The 13,643-nt window shown below is 42.2% G+C and carries 14 protein-coding genes; 6 read left to right on the top strand and 8 right to left on the bottom strand.

Annotation, left to right across the window (positions count from 1 at the left end):
- Positions 1–38: 38 nt before the first annotated feature.
- Together aroC and V7K49_RS03350 are read right to left on the bottom strand one after the other, a co-directional pair.
- On the bottom strand, positions 39–1,127 hold the full coding sequence (aroC, locus tag V7K49_RS03355; RefSeq protein WP_335065372.1) for a chorismate synthase: 1,089 nt from the start codon (positions 1,125–1,127) through the stop codon (positions 39–41).
- A 263-nt stretch (positions 1,128–1,390) separates the two neighbouring features.
- Positions 1,391–1,741, bottom strand: coding sequence for a histidine triad nucleotide-binding protein (locus V7K49_RS03350; RefSeq protein ID WP_334867959.1), 351 nt, complete (start codon positions 1,739–1,741; stop codon positions 1,391–1,393).
- A gap of 324 nt (positions 1,742–2,065) precedes the next feature.
- On the opposite strand from V7K49_RS03350, the gene V7K49_RS03345 reads away from it, so the two are divergent.
- The 4 genes from V7K49_RS03345 to V7K49_RS03330 all read left to right on the top strand — a co-directional run bounded on the left by V7K49_RS03345 (position 2,066) and on the right by V7K49_RS03330 (position 6,932).
- Positions 2,066–3,652 carry a glycosyltransferase family 39 protein gene (locus tag V7K49_RS03345; RefSeq protein WP_335204499.1) on the top strand — a complete coding sequence of 529 codons (1,587 nt, stop codon included), beginning with the start codon at positions 2,066–2,068 and terminating at the stop codon, positions 3,650–3,652.
- Between the two features lie 52 nt (positions 3,653–3,704).
- On the top strand, positions 3,705–4,007 hold the full coding sequence (locus tag V7K49_RS03340; RefSeq protein ID WP_335204497.1) for a hypothetical protein: 303 nt from the start codon (positions 3,705–3,707) through the stop codon (positions 4,005–4,007).
- Positions 4,008–4,346: 339 nt separating this feature from the next.
- Complete coding sequence (locus V7K49_RS03335; RefSeq protein WP_335204495.1) at positions 4,347–6,293, top strand: amino acid transporter; 1,947 nt, start codon at positions 4,347–4,349, stop codon at positions 6,291–6,293.
- Positions 6,294–6,326: 33 nt separating this feature from the next.
- Positions 6,327–6,932 (top strand): Uma2 family endonuclease, encoded by a 606-nt coding sequence (locus V7K49_RS03330; RefSeq protein WP_334721274.1) that lies wholly within the window; start codon positions 6,327–6,329, stop codon positions 6,930–6,932.
- A gap of 247 nt (positions 6,933–7,179) precedes the next feature.
- On the opposite strand, the gene V7K49_RS03325 is transcribed toward V7K49_RS03330, so the two are convergent.
- From V7K49_RS03325 to V7K49_RS03305, 5 genes are all read right to left on the bottom strand, one after another.
- Positions 7,180–7,953 carry an SDR family oxidoreductase gene (locus tag V7K49_RS03325; protein WP_334867947.1) on the bottom strand — a complete coding sequence of 258 codons (774 nt, stop codon included), beginning with the start codon at positions 7,951–7,953 and terminating at the stop codon, positions 7,180–7,182.
- A gap of 113 nt (positions 7,954–8,066) precedes the next feature.
- The gene (locus V7K49_RS03320; protein WP_335204493.1) at positions 8,067–8,426 is read right to left on the bottom strand and encodes a hypothetical protein; all 360 of its coding nucleotides are present in this window, start codon (positions 8,424–8,426) and stop codon (positions 8,067–8,069) included.
- 44 nt (positions 8,427–8,470) lie between these two features.
- Positions 8,471–8,890: a retroviral-like aspartic protease gene (locus V7K49_RS03315; protein WP_334867943.1), complete on the bottom strand. Its 420-nt coding sequence runs from the start codon at positions 8,888–8,890 to the stop codon at positions 8,471–8,473.
- The gene (locus V7K49_RS03310; protein WP_335204491.1) at positions 8,883–9,152 is read right to left on the bottom strand and encodes a hypothetical protein; all 270 of its coding nucleotides are present in this window, start codon (positions 9,150–9,152) and stop codon (positions 8,883–8,885) included. Before V7K49_RS03310 ends, V7K49_RS03315 begins: the two co-directional genes overlap by 8 nt.
- Before the next feature lie 152 nt (positions 9,153–9,304).
- Positions 9,305–10,144 carry a nuclear transport factor 2 family protein gene (locus V7K49_RS03305; RefSeq protein WP_335204490.1) on the bottom strand — a complete coding sequence of 280 codons (840 nt, stop codon included), beginning with the start codon at positions 10,142–10,144 and terminating at the stop codon, positions 9,305–9,307.
- Between the two features lie 84 nt (positions 10,145–10,228).
- On the opposite strand from V7K49_RS03305, the gene murG reads away from it, so the two are divergent.
- Together murG and V7K49_RS03295 are read left to right on the top strand one after the other, a co-directional pair.
- Complete coding sequence (gene murG, locus V7K49_RS03300; RefSeq protein ID WP_335204488.1) at positions 10,229–11,302, top strand: undecaprenyldiphospho-muramoylpentapeptide beta-N-acetylglucosaminyltransferase; 1,074 nt, start codon at positions 10,229–10,231, stop codon at positions 11,300–11,302.
- A 38-nt stretch (positions 11,303–11,340) separates the two neighbouring features.
- Entirely contained in the window at positions 11,341–12,657 is a 1,317-nt protein-coding gene (locus V7K49_RS03295; RefSeq protein ID WP_335204541.1) for a hypothetical protein, read from the top strand.
- Between the two features lie 314 nt (positions 12,658–12,971).
- On the opposite strand, the gene V7K49_RS03290 is transcribed toward V7K49_RS03295, so the two are convergent.
- Positions 12,972–13,337: a VOC family protein gene (locus tag V7K49_RS03290; protein ID WP_334867933.1), complete on the bottom strand. Its 366-nt coding sequence runs from the start codon at positions 13,335–13,337 to the stop codon at positions 12,972–12,974.
- Positions 13,338–13,643: the final 306 nt, after the last annotated feature.

The following is a 13,643-nucleotide window of genomic DNA, read 5'->3' as shown; positions in this document are numbered from 1 at the left end:
TTTATTTCAAATTTATATTTATTTATATATATTGAAACCTACAAAACTTTACACTGCCCATGATGCCGTAACAAATGGTCACACAGCACCAACGCCACCATTGCTTCAACCATTGGAACTGCACGCGGTAATACACAAGGATCATGGCGTCCTTTCGCTGCTAATAGTGTTTCTTCGCCCTCACGAGTTACAGTTTTCTGCTCTTTTCTAATTGTTGCTGTCGGCTTAAATGCAACTCGCAAAATAATATTTTCCCCGTTAGAAATCCCCCCTTGAATACCACCAGAACGGTTTGTTAATGTGCGGATTTCACCATTTTGATCAATATAAAATTCGTCGTTATGCTCAATTCCTGTTAACAGCGTTCCCGCAAAACCGGAACCAATTTCAAAACCTTTGCTAGCAGGAAGAGACATGACACCCTTAGCGATATCAGCTTCCAATTTATCAAATACAGGTTCGCCCAAACCTTTCGGCACATTTCGCGCCACACATTCTACTACACCGCCAATAGAATCCCCTTGTCTACCTATTTGCTCAATTAATTCAATCATGCGATCGCTGCATTCCGAATCGGGACAGCGGACAATATTGCTTTCCACTTGTTCCAAGGTGACAGTATTTGGATCAACTACACCTTCCAAGTCTTTGATACGCTTAACGTAAGCGATAATTTCAACATTGGCGACTTGACGGAGAATTTTTTTAGCGATCGCACCTGCTGCTACTCTTCCAATTGTCTCACGCGCTGACGACCTACCCCCACCTTGCCAATTGCGAATGCCATATTTTGCATCATAAGTTGCATCCGCGTGAGAAGGCCGATACTTCTCGGCCATCTCGTCGTAATCTTGAGGACGAGTATCTTGATTACGTACCAAAATTGCTATAGGCGTTCCTAGTGTTTTGCCTTCAAATACCCCCGATAAAATCTCGCAGGTATCCGCTTCTTTGCGAGGGGTCGTAATTTTACTTTGTCCGGGACGCCTTCTATCTAGTTCTGCTTGAATTTCTTCTGCCGAAATTTCTAGTTGTGGAGGACAACCATCAATCACAACCCCCACACCGCCGCCGTGAGACTCGCCAAAAGTACTGATGCGAAATAGATGACCAAAAGTGTTGCCCATGATTTTGAAGAAAAAGGTGAGGCTTATGTATTCTACCTAGAGTTCTTGCAAAAGTTTGTTTTTGCTCTTGTATAATTTTTCGCTATTTTTTAGTATTTATCCAACAGTGTCTCTGAGTTTTTATCCAACTCTATATTGGTAAAGACCTCATCTGTTGCTAACTTAAATTAAAAGCGCCCTCCCAATTTGGGAGAGCGCATTGATTATGACAGTGATTTTTTTAGTGATGAACCGCGTCTAGAGACGCAATTCATCTGGTTTTATCAACCAGGGGGCCAGCTCAACTGCCGTCCTCCCAAAATATGCACATGTAAGTGATCGACTGTTTGGCCGCCGTCATCACCAGCGTTGATGACAACTCGATAACCATTTTTCAGTCCAGCTTCTTCGGCAACACGTTTGGCGGTTAAGAAAAGATGCCCCAACAGAGCATGATCCTCAGATTGAGCATCAGCTAGTGTAGCAATGGGTTTTTTGGGAACGACGAGGATGTGAACAGGTGCTTGGGGATGGATATCTTTGAATGCCAAGGCCAAATTATCCTCATAAACAATATCAGCGGGAATTTCCCGACGAATGATTTTGCTGAAAATCGTTTCTGTAGCTTCACTCATGCCAATCTACCTACTCATCTGCTAGAGATTTTATATTAGTCCGGCGAATCATTTCTGATTAAAATATCTTTACGTTTTTCCAAGTTATGATGCCTACGACGGGCTGCGCCAATGCCAGAAGCTGGCACTCAGACAACTCAGGGCGTCAGTCTAAATGATAAGTCTTTAAGCGGACATAATATTAAAGGTTTGTTGTGGTGACTAGATCATCCACACAACAAAATACTCCTTCCTGTGATAAAGTCTTCTGTAGATAAAATTCGTCCCACCCCACCATAGATATAGAAATTACAATTTCTCACTCAACTATAGGGTGAGATTTTCATGCTTAGAAAGTTGCATATTTCGTGTACCAGTGCTTTGGAAATTGATATGAGACAGTCAAAATACTATTTTTTTGTTTTTATTATTATCATAATTAGTATCTTTTTGCGTTTCTTTTTGTTGCAAAATCAAAGTCTTTGGTTTGATGAAGGGTGGAGTCTAGCTTTATCTGATGGTAGAACCTTTCAAGAAAATCTCTCCACAATTATAAATCGAGAAGCTGGTGACAAATACCAACCGCTTTATTATTTAGTCTTGTTCTATTGGCGTTCGGCTTTCGGAGATAGTGAATTTGCCATCCGATCGCTCTCAGCTTTGCTGGGAGTCGGCTCAGTAATTGCCATATTCTTTACTAGCCTACGTGTTTATGGAAAAAAACATGCCTTATGGTCGTCCATGCTCCTTGCTGTTAGTTCTTTCAGCGTGTTCTACAGCCAAGATGCCAGACCTTATGCATTATTAATATTTATAACCACACTTCAGATATATTTTTTTAGTCATTCAATTAAAGAAGATAAGAGTAATAAGATTATTTCACAAGTGCTTTTTGGAATCTTTACTGCCATAGGAAGTTTTGGCAGTATTTTGACAATAATCTTTAGTTTCTCCCTGAGCTTATCTCATGCGATTGTTTATAAAAACTTCAAAGAATGGATCAAATGGTGGATACCTGCGGTAATTTTTTCTTTTCCAATGATTTGCTTCTACTTGTCTTCACCTGCTGTATCTGATCCGACAGCTACCGCAGTTACTCGGACTGGATTACCCATAGTTCAAAATATTCTTTTTGTGATCTACGGTATATTGGTTGGGACATCATATGGGCCGCCACTGGAGCAACTACGGGGTGAGGAAAAGATAAAGGTTTTACTTAGTTATTGGCCCCATTTCCTAATACTTCTTATTGTGATTACTGTAATTTTTATAGCTTTAGTAAAAAGTTTGTTGAGACAGCACAAGAGAAAAAGATATCAACAGGCTGATTATTTATTTACATCTCTTTTGGTCACATCATTTTTAATAGCTTTTATCTTTGCTCTGGCAACCAAAATTAATTGGCTACCGCGCCACTCTTTTTATCTATGTATACCAGCTTTTATTCTGATCCCATCAGCGTTTCTACATTATTATCAGCGTCAGAAGAAATTTGATATATTGCCTCAAGTTGCCAAGTTAGCTACTGTTTCTTTGATAATGATGAATGTTTATTCAAATTTTCAATACTATTTCAATCCAGTTTATACAAAAGACGACTACCGCTCGGCTGTTCACTACCTTTTACAACATCGAGATAAATCAGCAAAATCTGTATTGTTCTTTGGACAGCCTAAATTATTCCAATATTATGGAGATTCCTCGACCTTATATGCACCAGAATATATTCTCAAAAAAATGAATGGGAAAAATCTTGCAGAAAAAGTTAGTACAATAACCAAAAATGCAGATCCAGTTTTTGTGATAACTAATCGCGAATTTTATTGGGGACTCAAAGATGTTTTTAAAAGAGAAATGAGTGATTTATATAGCTTGGAAGAAGAGGTTGATTGGCCTTATATGAAAATATACCGATTTACAAGGAAGAAATAGAAGAAAGCAGCATAGTATATGCCTTGTAAACATACAGCCTCATCAGCTCGACTTGATCCATTTTTGGGAATGGCGCGATCGCTGTGGTAAGTGGGATGTAGCGAAAGCGCAGGTTAATGAACAGACAGGGAGAGGGAAAGCAGGGGCCGAATACAGTAATGGCTCTGTCCTACACCTAAAAGGTTGGGTAGGGCTTGATACCGATGTTTCGCTTTCCAACTCGTCTTGGTATTTTAAAAGTATTTTTGGTAACATCAAAGCCTTGCCTACATTCGCGCAGCAGCATGATGTGCGGGAATGGGGGTTTCAAAGCCTCTCTCCCTATGGAAGAGAGGAATGGAAGCAGGGTTTATAGTATAGACTTTTCAAACATCCGCTTAGGGCAGATTTGTTAATTGCATACCTGCCTTATTTAGTAGCGCCTTTTTTAGAACTGATGCAGCTTGAAGATGCTAAGGGTGCGAAAGCTTTAATCCCAAAACATACAGATACAGTATTGATTCTTCCCATACCATAAGCTGCTATTTATCTTGATCCCCCAGACGACTACGAGCAGCTACACTATATATTTTGTAAATCGGACAGGACGCTTAACATACAATAATAGTGCTATATATTTGTAGTTCCAAATTTTAATAAACTACGAACGCTTAAAAATATCGCAAAGCCGACTTTTGCAACACAACCATATTTGATGGCTAAATCAATTGTTTCAACAAAACGCCTCAGCAAACAGTTAATCCGCTGGTTGCTTGAAGAAGACCGACGAGAGAAGAAAAGACCTCACCGTAAGCAAGAAGTACATCGTCAGCATCCTTGGTGGCAGGTAATGTGCTTGACTGGTGTAGATTATTTCTCGACTCTTGGCTATCAACCTGGGATTGCAGCACTGGCAGCTGGCGCTCTTTCTCCTGTGGCTACCCTGGTTCTGGTTTTGCTGACGCTCTTTGGAGCATTGCCAATTTATCGGCGCATTGCTGCCGAAAGCCCTCATGGTGAAGGGTCGATCGCAATGTTAGAGCGTTTGCTCCCCTGGTGGCAAGGCAAGTTACTTGTGCTGTGCCTACTCGGCTTTGTCGCAACCGACTTTATTATTACCATTACCTTGTCGGCTGCTGATGCTACAGCCCATATCATCGAAAATCCGCTGGCTCCAAATTGGCTTCACAATCAGACGATCGAAATCACCCTGGTATTAGTTGCATTACTAGGTGCAGTTTTCCTCAAAGGTTTCCGAGAAGCAATTGGTATTGCAGTAGTTTTGGTGGGAGTTTATTTGGTTTTAAACTTCATTGTCGTTGGTGTCGGTCTGTATCAGATCCTAACTCACCCTGAAGCGATCGCTAACTGGCAGACTGCACTTTTTGCCCGCCATTCCAACCCTTTGATCCTAATCGGTATCGCTCTTTTGATATTCCCCAAGCTAGCGCTGGGATTGTCAGGCTTTGAGACTGGCGTGACGGTTATGGGCCTGGTAAAAGGCAGTAGCAGTGACACTCAAGAGCATTCCAAAGGGCGGCTTCGGAATACACGCAAGCTGCTCACCACTGCTGCTGTGATTATGAGCTTCTTTTTGCTCACCACCAGCTTTATAACCACTCTCCTGATTCCCGCCGCACAATTTGCATCTGGGGGCAAAGCCAACGGACGCGCCCTTGCTTATTTAGCACACCAGCAATTAGGTAATGCTTTTGGCACAATTTACGATCTAAGTACTATTTCCATTTTGTGGTTTGCAGGTGCATCTGCAATGGCAGGGCTGCTGAATATTGTGCCTCGCTACCTACCACGCTATGGTATGGCACCCAATTGGGCCCGAGTAACGCGACCTTTAGTGTTAGTCTACACAGCGATCGCTTTTGTGGTCACAATTATCTTCAGAGCAAATGTGGAAGCCCAAGGTGGGGCTTACGCAACTGGTGTGCTTGTATTGATTACCTCAGCTGCCTTTGCCGTCACCCTATCAGCCCACCGTCACAGAGAGAAGCGGGCAAGACTCCTCTTTGCAATCATCACACTGTTGTTTATATATACTACTGTTGTCAATATCATCGAAAGACCAGAAGGGATTAGGATAGCTGGGTTTTTCATCGGGGCGATCATTTTTACCTCGCTGGTTTCTCGTGTTTGGCGTTCAACGGAACTGCGAACAGAGCGGATCGAAGTTGACGAACTTGCTGGCCAATTCCTTGCCGAAGAGAGCCAGGGAGCAATCCGGCTGATTGCAAATCGGTTAAATAAGGGCGATGTCCTAGAGTATTTTATGAAAGAGAAAGAGGTACGCGAGGACAACCATATTCCATCCAACGATCCAATTCTGTTTCTAGAAATTAAGGTATCCGATGCTTCGGAATTTGCGGATGTGATCAAAGTAAAAGGGGTGCAAGTTGGTGATTACCACATCCTCCGGGCTGAAAGTGCAGCAGTACCTAATGCAATCGCGGCTTTATTGCTTTATATTCGTGACCAAACAGGTAAGATTCCCCATGCCTACTTCGGCTGGGTTGAGGGCAACCCCATACAATACTTACTACGTTTTATCTTGTTTGGGGAGGGCGATATTGCTGTGGTCACCCGTGAAGTACTCCGTCGGGCTGAAAAGAATCCCCACAGGCGTCCTGGCGTTCATGTCGGAGGGTAATTATCATGGCTGATTGAAGAGGGCATTGACTCGATGACATATATCTTTGCAAAAACCCTTACCTTTGAAGATTTTTTGTCTCAATACCGAGATAATCCCCGTTATGAGCTGGCAGATGGAGAACTAATTGACATGGAACCCACTGGCCCGCACGAAACGGTGAGTGGCAAACTTGCAACCCAAATTGGTATCTACCTAGTTGCAGAACAACTCCCCTGGTTTATTCCTCGCACCTGTTTAATTTACCCCTTTGCAGATGCAGCTACAGCTCGTCGTCCTGATGTCGTAGTTCTCGATGAAACTGTTCTCAACCGTGAACCCCTTTGGGAACGAGAACCTGTAATTACACTGGGGCGATCCATTAAACTGGTGGTTGAAGTTGTTAGCACCAACTGGGAAACTGACTATGCTCGCAAGGTTGAGGAATATGCCCTCTTAGGCATTCCTGAATATTGGATTGTGGATTATCGAGGATTAGGCGGTGTGGCATTTATTGGTAAACCCAAACAACCTACCTTCACTGTCTGTCAATTAGTTGAAGACACCTATACTCAACAAAAATATCGGCTAAACCAATCAATTAATTCACCGCTTTTGCCTAGTCTCCAACTTCGCTTAGATGATATTTTGCCTCGTTAAGTGTAGATGCAGAAGATAGAGTAAGAAGCGACGCCGATAGCGTCCCTTGCGCGTCTTGTAGAGTTGCGTAAAGCCTGCGGCATGGCAACTCTTAGAGAGGCTGCGCCAACGCTTAGAGCGAGTATTCGTATTCCTACGGGGAAGCAAGCTAGCAAGAGCGTCTCGTAAGAGAGCGTCATAGCCCGTCGTAGACATCGCTTGATTTAAAACCATCTGAAGAAATGCGATCGCCTTAAGGAGGTTACTTTTATGTTCGCCGATTAACTAGGGTAGCGCTAGCTTGGTCAACAGGCATCAGCACAACTTCATTAATATTGACATGGGGCGATCGCGTCACACAGAAAAATATTACATCAGCCACATCATCTGCTGTCAGGGGTGTAACTCCCTGGTAGACTTTGTTGGCGCGTTCAGTATCTCCGTGAAAGCGCACCTCACTAAATTCCGTTTCTACCATACCAGGGTCAACGGAAGTTACACGGACTCGCGTCCCCAACAGGTCTTGTTTTAAACCTTCAGAAATTGCTCTCACAGCTGCTTTGGTAGCACAGTAGACATTGCCACCGGGATAGGTTTGATGTCCGGCAATGGAACCTAAATTTACCACATGACCGCGATCGCGACTCACCATTCCCGGAACGACATAACGGGAAAGGTAAAGTAAACCCTTAACGTTAGTATCAATCATGTCTTCCCAGTCTTGAAAGCTGCCTTCGTGCAACTTGTCTAAACCACGACTTAGACCAGCATTGTTAATGAGAATGTCGATGTCAGACCAGGCAGAGGGGAGAGTAGAAATAGCAGATTCAACAGCGTTGCGATCGCGCACATTTAGCTGTAATAAATGAATTTCAGGACTAAAATCTTTACTGAGAGTATCTGCTAGATGCTGCAAACGTTCTAACCGTCGTGCCGCTAGGATTAATTTTGCACCAGCACCAGCAAAGATTTTGGCACAAGCAGTACCAATACCACTACTTGCACCAGTGATCAAAATGATTTGATTTTGTAGAGAAGTCATTGTTAGTCAAAAATCAAAAGTCCAGTGTCAATTGTCCAATAATTTGGAACTCACGCGAATTTCACTGAGATCATGTCCGAGATCGCATCAGGGAGAGTTGCCCAGTTGCAAAGCTAAACGTAAATGTCAGCGCTTGCTTTTACGACATAAACAGTGCATTGATCAACTGTGTAATGCCCTACATTTAACCCACGTTGAATATCAGTGTCAGATATACTGTAATACTCAGGTTTTGGAACAAGATGTCGATGATGATGAATTACTCTAAAGTAGTCTGATGCTCTTTGGCGATCACTTTCATGATTTTCAGGAAATGGCAAATTATTTATTAGCTCATAGTCACTCCAATCGATCTGTAGTGTTGTCCCAATTGCAGGTACTTCATTGTAAAATCGTCCCCAACCACCAAAACCACTAGGCGGATGATGATAGTGGTTTACAAAGTTCATAAATTTTTGCTCATCATCTACCAATGCAATCTGACAAAGTACAGACATATTTTCTCAGCTATTAATATTTATTTTTTTCTTGGACGTAACTCAAAAGCTAAATCGAAGCGGTAAAAGCATACATCAAACTCTGCAAAAAAATTCATCTGCCCGAGAATTAAAGGAGCTTCTGTTGATTCTGTCCATGCAAACGCGAGAAGGACGGGTGAAAATTCAGCAACTGTAGCTGATAGAACTAAGCCGCGCGCTTCCAAACAAGCTAAATTTCCGCTTAACTGGACTGGTACTGTCTGCTCTTCCCAGACTGCTCCAAGTTGCAGACCAACTTCGTAAGGCAAAACATTGACGCTTGCACCTGTATCTAACAAAGCCATAACTTGCACAGAGAGGGTTCTGTAGGTTAACCTCAGTGGTAGGTACGGCATGGTGCTAGAAAGACCAAAGCTATTGCTTCGCTCAATGAAAGGAAATCTCTTACCGTCAAGCATCGCCCTCTTTTTTCGCTGCCTCAAGAAGGTTTGATAATGTTTGGGCAGCTTCATACGCCTCGTAGGGAGACCATACAACCGCTTCAGTTGATGCCAGTTCCTTGAGCAGTAAATCTTCTGGATTTCTAATATTTGTAGACTCTGTAGACTCTAAATTACAGCCCTCTTCCTTCGCTACTGCTAGCAGCAGAAAATGGATGAGACGTAACTTGTCTTGGTGTGATAGTTGACTGACAGCAGGTAGCAGTTGATTTAGAGACATATCGCTACTTGTGAAAAGCTTTAATATAACTCCAGCTTATCTCACGGAAATATCATAGATTAAAGGTAACGCATTATCCAGATTTTTAGTACGCTAGCGGTAGCGTAGCGCACTAACTCCTAACTCCTGTACAGACGCGATTAATCGCGTCTCTACTTCTTCACCACTTGCAGGCGCTGAGTGACCATTGTCATCCCACTACCCCGCAGGATGACAGCGGAAACCCATTGGCTACCAGGGGTAGATGGTGCTTGTCCCGTTTTAAACAGTCCGCCAGATGTCAGTAATTCCAAATCCACGGGTGTGGGGTTGAGAAATTTCTCTGGTTGGATAGATTCCTCTAGTGCCGTTCCTAGTAGAAAATCATCACCAAGTGGTTCTTGGATGATCGCATCAAAATTATACTTCTGACCAACTAGTACCTGCTGTGGTAATTTAATATCAATTTGGGGCGGCTTGCTGCCAGAACTAAGTAGGGTGCGTTCTGCCAAAATGTCTTGGCGGACGATTTTTCCACCTACAATGCGCTGACGCGATTTAATCGTGGCATTGAGAGCCAAATTATTGCTGTTACCGGAGGGTAAGCCAGTTATCTTCGTTTCTGTTTCAGCAATAATCCCATTGCCTTCAGATTTTGAAGATAGCAGTTTCGTACTGTATTGTAATTTGGGATATCGTTGCCAAAGTGAAATCAAAGACTTTTCCAGAGTTTGGCGGTTTAATCCATCCCCATGAGTGAAATTGGGGCTGTAGTATTGCAACACCCCTTTGACATCGCCCCGGCTGGCGGCTGCATCAACTTGCGTCAACAGATTTTTTAGATCGGCTGGTGCATTTTGGGCTGTACCAGCTTGGACTAATTGCTGTGGTATCGTCGCTTGAGTGCGTTCCCAACCACTTGTTAAACCAAGAGTTAGCAGGAAGGAAACCAGCCAGATATTTGCTGGAAATCTGAGTTGGCGTCTCACTAAGGCGGTAATAATGTTAGTCATTGGTAAGAGTTTACTGATTTGATTAGAGAAAGTAAGGAAATTGTTTTATCTTAGTTAAGCTAGGCGCTAAACGGTAGAGGTTTGATGGCAAACGCACCGACACGATTATTAATAGCTGCCAGTGGGACTGGTGGACACTTATTTCCAGCGATCGCACTGGCAGAAAAACTTCCAGATTATCAAATAGAATGGCTGGGAGTACCCAATCGGTTAGAAACTCAACTTGTCCCCAAACAGTATCCCTTGAATACTATTGCAGTTGAAGGGTTTCAGCAAGGGTTTGGACTCTCCTCGGTTCGCACTTTGGGTAAACTCGCCCTTTCGATTCTGGAAGTTAGACGAATTCTCAAACAGGGAAATTTTCAAGGGGTGTTTACCACAGGAGGTTACATTGCCGGGCCAGCAGTCATTGCAGCGCGTTCCCTCGGTTTACCCGTGGTTTTCCACGAATCTAACGCAATACCTGGTAAAGTAACTCGCTTTTTTGGCCCTTGGTGTAATGCGGTAGCCTTGGGATTTGAAGTAGCTGCTAAGTATTTACCCCGTGCAAAAAATGTCTTTGTTGGCACTCCTGTGCGATCGCAATTTCTCGATGGGGCAATTGATGCACCCTTGGATTTAGCCATTCCTGAGGGTGTTCCCTTAATTGTCGTATTTGGTGGTAGCCAAGGTGCAGTTGCGGTTAATAAGTTGGTGCGTGAATCTGCAAACGCTTGGTTTGATGCTGGTGTCTATGTAGTACACTTAACTGGCGATCGCGATCCAGAAGCCGATAGTCTCAAACATCCACAGTACATAGCCTTACCTTTTTACAACAATATGGCGGCGTTGTTGCAACGAGCAACTCTTGCTATTAGTCGTTCTGGCGCAGGTAGCTTGACAGAATTGGCAGTGTGTGGAACGCCAGCGATTTTGATTCCTTACCCCTTTGCCGCAGAAGACCATCAATCTTACAATGCAGACGTATTTACTTCATCTGGTGCAGCGTTAACACTGAAGCAATCGGAATTGACAGCACAGGCATTGCAAAGTAATGTATTAAATTTGTTGCAGTCACCGCAAGAGTTAGCAAAGATGGGGGAAAAAGCAAAGGCGATCGCAGTTCCCGATAGTGCCGAAAAGTTGGCGCAATTAGTGCGTGAGGTCATAGAAACATAACGTTGATTATTTAGTATTAGAAATTGATTTTCCAAGTTATGAAGATCCTATTCAACCAAAAATTTCGCTTGACAGTAGGTTGTGCTGCTTTATTACTTGTCAGTTTAGCCAGTACCCATCTATATACTCAGTTAAAAACTAAACAGCTAGCTCAACAAGATCAGTCCTTTACTCAGCAAGAAAATTTTGCCCCACTTCAATCACAGATTTCCCTCACCTCAAAATTTAAAAATGCTTTCGTCGCTCAACAAACATCTAGTGAAATTATCGGGAAGCAAAACGCTTTTTCATCTCAGCAGGATTTGATATCAGCATCTGCACCCTATCCAGTTGTCGATGAGTTCCAAAAATATAAATTTAGGATTAATGGTAGCCAAGTTGTTACTCCAGCAAAACTACCAAGTAGTAAGGTTAACTTTGCTCAAGGAGATTTATTAACCGTTCTTGTTAATACTAAAAAATATTTTCAAGACTACTCTTCAGAAGACCCAGATATTCTGCGTACAGGAATACTTGCCACTCAAGGGGTTACTGTGCAAGATGTTCTCAAAACTTTAGATTTTATGATTGTTGTCTTAAAGGAGGATATTGCTAATAATCGAGCTACTCGTTTACAAGATCCTAAATTTATTAATACTAATTTTCGAGTCATTAAATGGTCTGCCTACAACCCAAATAATAAACAGCAAAAACAATTACGAATTACCGAATATGCTGTCTTTACTCACTCCGGTTCTCGCAAGAAAACCTCTACTTTTAATACACCCATTTATAGCTTAAAAGAAAACTCTAATAACGATAAGTTTTACACTAGATACACAAAGCAAGATGTTTTATCCGGTATTTATGAACCAGGGGGTAGAGAATTTGGAAAAGTTACAAGTCTCGCTTATCTGACCAGAAATGGCTTAGAAGAAGCAATTATGGAAGGAACAATCCTGATTAATTTTACAGATGGTTATAAGGCATTTTTTAATGTAGATAGAAATAATGGAATGTCTTATATTCGCGGATTGAAGGCAACAGCACAAAAGCGTTATTGGTATTTTAGAGAAGTTGATGCTATTAAAGGCTATGGATACAAAATAGATGCAAAAATTTCTATCAAACCCGGAGTCACTTTTGCTGGAGATGTTTTGAATATCGGTTTAGGTAAAGTGATTGTGATTGAGCATACTCAAGGTGGTCGCAAACATCTGCAAATGGGAGTTATAGCTGATACAGGCGGAGCATTTTTACCCAATCTTTATCAACTCGATTTTTTGGCAGGTATTTTTAAGAATAAAAAAGAATTTGGGCAGCATATCACGCAATTGCCTGAATATGCTACAGCATATTTTTTAGTAAAGAAGTAATCCATTGATTGTGCCAATTTTAGATTTTAGATTTTAGATTAAAGAATTGAAGAATTAAAGCCTCGACTACTTCGACGCCGGCTCCATCGAGCGAAGCCGAGATGCTCAGTACAAGTCCGCTCGGCTTTAACACTGAGCGACTTACTCCTACGGGGAAGCAAGCTACGCGTAGCGTCTCGTAGAGAAGCAGAAAGGAGCCGAAGTGTTAAAAATTACTTCGGCTCATTCCTCGCCCCGTCAATTTTAGATTTTGGACTTCGGCTACGCTCAGTCGAGTTCCAAAATCCAAAATTGATAGACTTAATCTCAAAAATCTACGCACGGGTCAACAGTTCTAGGTTATGACCATTGGGGTCATAGAAATAGAAGCCACGACCTTCCTTCCTGTGGTTAATTTGTCCTTTATTTTGATGCATGGGGTCACTACTGTATTCAATACCTGCGTCTTTGACACGTGCAAAAATTGCATCAAATTCCTCATCACTGACATGGAATGCATAATGATGCGACTCGAACGCCTCAGCGTCGGCGAAGTCGAGCGTCAGTGCATCATTTATATGCACAGCAGCGAAGTGACCAACAGGAACCTCGACCTCTAAACCAAAAATTTTTGCAAAGAACCTTGCCGATGCTTGCTTGTCATGTACAGGCACTATGGTGTGATTTAAAGTAATTGTCATGTCACACCTCCCCTCCTAATTTCGGTAGTAAACGATATTAACTCTCTATTCAGAGTAGATAACAACTCTATTTTATCTTTTCAGCGCTGACACCAGAGTAAACCTATATAAATTCTGTGTTCAATGTATTTGGAACACCTGCAAACACTCAATTTAACTCTTAAATAAGCAAAACTAATAACTTTTATCAGCTTTACTGAAGTAATAAAACTTGATTAAAAATTGTAAAGCAGTGTAAAGTAGTTTCACAGGCGAAAACAAAACCGTCTGATTCATAAATAACTAACCGCACTTATAAAACAATGA

The organism is Nostoc sp., from assembly GCF_036919675.1.
Taxonomy (GTDB): Bacteria; Cyanobacteriota; Cyanobacteriia; order Cyanobacteriales; family Nostocaceae; genus Nostoc.
This window is presented reverse-complemented; position numbering and strand designations above follow the sequence as displayed.

Bases quoted from the DNA above. Each gene is read 5' to 3' on its own strand.
- aroC (WP_335065372.1), bottom strand. From the start codon at position 1,127: ATGGGCAACACTTTTGGTCATCTATTTCGCATCAGTACTTTTGGCGAG.
- V7K49_RS03350 (WP_334867959.1), bottom strand. From the start codon at position 1,741: ATGAGTGAAGCTACAGAAACGATTTTCAGCAAAATCATTCGTCGGGAA.
- V7K49_RS03345 (WP_335204499.1), top strand. From the start codon at position 2,066: ATGCTTAGAAAGTTGCATATTTCGTGTACCAGTGCTTTGGAAATTGAT.
- V7K49_RS03335 (WP_335204495.1), top strand. From the start codon at position 4,347: ATGGCTAAATCAATTGTTTCAACAAAACGCCTCAGCAAACAGTTAATC.
- V7K49_RS03330 (WP_334721274.1), top strand. From the start codon at position 6,327: ATGACATATATCTTTGCAAAAACCCTTACCTTTGAAGATTTTTTGTCT.
- V7K49_RS03325 (WP_334867947.1), bottom strand. From the start codon at position 7,953: ATGACTTCTCTACAAAATCAAATCATTTTGATCACTGGTGCAAGTAGT.
- V7K49_RS03315 (WP_334867943.1), bottom strand. From the start codon at position 8,890: ATGCTTGACGGTAAGAGATTTCCTTTCATTGAGCGAAGCAATAGCTTT.
- V7K49_RS03310 (WP_335204491.1), bottom strand. From the start codon at position 9,152: ATGTCTCTAAATCAACTGCTACCTGCTGTCAGTCAACTATCACACCAA.
- V7K49_RS03305 (WP_335204490.1), bottom strand. From the start codon at position 10,144: ATGACTAACATTATTACCGCCTTAGTGAGACGCCAACTCAGATTTCCA.
- murG (WP_335204488.1), top strand. From the start codon at position 10,229: ATGGCAAACGCACCGACACGATTATTAATAGCTGCCAGTGGGACTGGT.
- V7K49_RS03295 (WP_335204541.1), top strand. From the start codon at position 11,341: ATGAAGATCCTATTCAACCAAAAATTTCGCTTGACAGTAGGTTGTGCT.
- V7K49_RS03290 (WP_334867933.1), bottom strand. From the start codon at position 13,337: ATGACAATTACTTTAAATCACACCATAGTGCCTGTACATGACAAGCAA.